Source organism: Paraburkholderia silviterrae (genome assembly GCF_004353915.1).
Classification (GTDB): Bacteria; Pseudomonadota; Gammaproteobacteria; order Burkholderiales; family Burkholderiaceae; genus Paraburkholderia; species Paraburkholderia silviterrae.
Window position 1 is genome coordinate 26,553 of record NZ_SMRP01000054.1, and the last position, 1,629, is coordinate 28,181.

The 1,629-nt window shown below is 63.2% G+C and carries 1 protein-coding gene and 1 pseudogene; both read right to left on the reverse strand.

Translation table 11 applies throughout. From position 1 onward, the window contains the following. Positions 1-383 (reverse strand): annotated as a pseudogene (locus EYW47_RS42300) (cytochrome c); the annotation flags it as partial. Positions 384-396: 13 nt separating this feature from the next. Then, on the reverse strand, positions 397-1,008 hold the full coding sequence (locus EYW47_RS39470) for a c-type cytochrome (RefSeq protein WP_240764123.1): 612 nt from the start codon (positions 1,006-1,008) through the stop codon (positions 397-399). Between the last annotated feature and the right edge of the window lie 621 nt (positions 1,009-1,629).

Genomic DNA, 1,629 nt, shown 5'->3' on the forward strand with positions numbered 1-1,629 from the left:
GAATCGGCGCGCGTGACTTTCGTATACGACGCGAACGGCATTGCCGGGTACAGCAACGAGCCATCGCGCGACTTGCCTTCGTGCAGCATCCGGTAGAACTCGCCGGCAGTCCATTGACCGATGCCGGTCTCCTTGTCGGACGAGATGTTGGGCGTGTAGAGCGCGCCAAACGGCGTCTGCATCGGCCGTCCGCCGCCGAACAGCTTGCCGGCTGGCATCGTGTGGCATGCAATGCAGTCGCCAGCGCGCGCCAGATATTCGCCACGCGCAATAAGCTGGGCGTGACTGTCCGGGTGCGCCTGTCCGGCGATGGGCGACGCCAACGGCGTCGCAAGTCCGCCAAGCGCGATGACAAGCGCTGCGAGGGATCGGGGACTGGCCATGGCGAGGCCTCGCCTAGTTGGGAACGCTGCCGCAGGCGAGCGGCAACTTCGACGAACCCGCGGCCGCCGGCGACGGGCTTGCAGGGGCCGGCAACGACGCCAGCCACGCGGCAATCGCAGTAATGTCACGCTCGGTCAGGCGCGTCGCGATGTCGTGCATGCAATCGGGACTGATGGTGCGGCGGGTGCCGTAGCGCCACGCTCCGAGCTGCGCGCTGAGATAGCTGGCGTGCAGCCCGAGCAGGCCGGGAATGGCAGGCTCCATGCCGGTGAGCGCGGGTCCGTGGCAGGTCACGCAGGCGGGAATGGCCCGCGCGGCGTCGCCGGTATTCACCAGCGTCTTGCCAAGCGAAAGCGCGCGGGCATCGACGTTCGGCGCCGCGGGCGCTGGAAACGGCGGCCGCTCGTTCGCGAAATATTCGGCGATCTGGCGCAGGTACGCGTCGGGCATATACGCCAGCAGGTAATTCATCGGCGGGTACTTGCGCCTGCCGTCGCGCAACGCCTGTAGCTGGTTGTACAGATAGCCGGCTGGCTTTCCGGCAAGGCGCGGGAAATAGTCGTTGTCGGTACCCTCTCCGTGCGCGCCATGGCAGACCGCGCAGCCGAGCAAGCGTGCCTGCATCGTATCGGGTGCCTCCTCGGCGGCGGGGCCAGCGGCATACGCCGGCTCGTCGGACAGCGCGCTTAGCAAATAGAGCGCGACCATGCCAAATGCAATGCGATTCGTCACCGGTTTCCTCGTACGGATTGCCATGGCTGGAGCGAAATTCACCCTCGTTGCATTTGCTTGATCTGCTTTGCCGCCGCGCTGGCCGACCGCCCGACAAATCAACGGCTCGATCGCACCGGAAGATACAATCGCAAAAAGCTTCATTGACGATGGGAGGTGCTGTGTCGTGCGCGTCTCGTCTGTGCGCTGCCGCCAAAATCAATTTAGGTTTGCTCGACAAATAAAGCCATTCTACGAATGGTTGGCAGATCTACCGCATAGGTACGGGAGCCTCATACGCTTGTATATCCGGCTGGATTGCCAAGTTAATCTGACACCGTCAGTCCGCCCCTCAGCACGCTGGGATTGCAACCATCGCTATCCAAAACTGCAAGACACGTTCATTTCCAGCTCCCGGGGCGTCAGCTTCACTCTGTCGCTTTCATGGCCGATCATGAATACGCTGCTTGACGAGTGTTGGAGGGGCTATGGCTGGCCCAGCGCGACATTGAGCCAATGCACCATTGCAGTGGC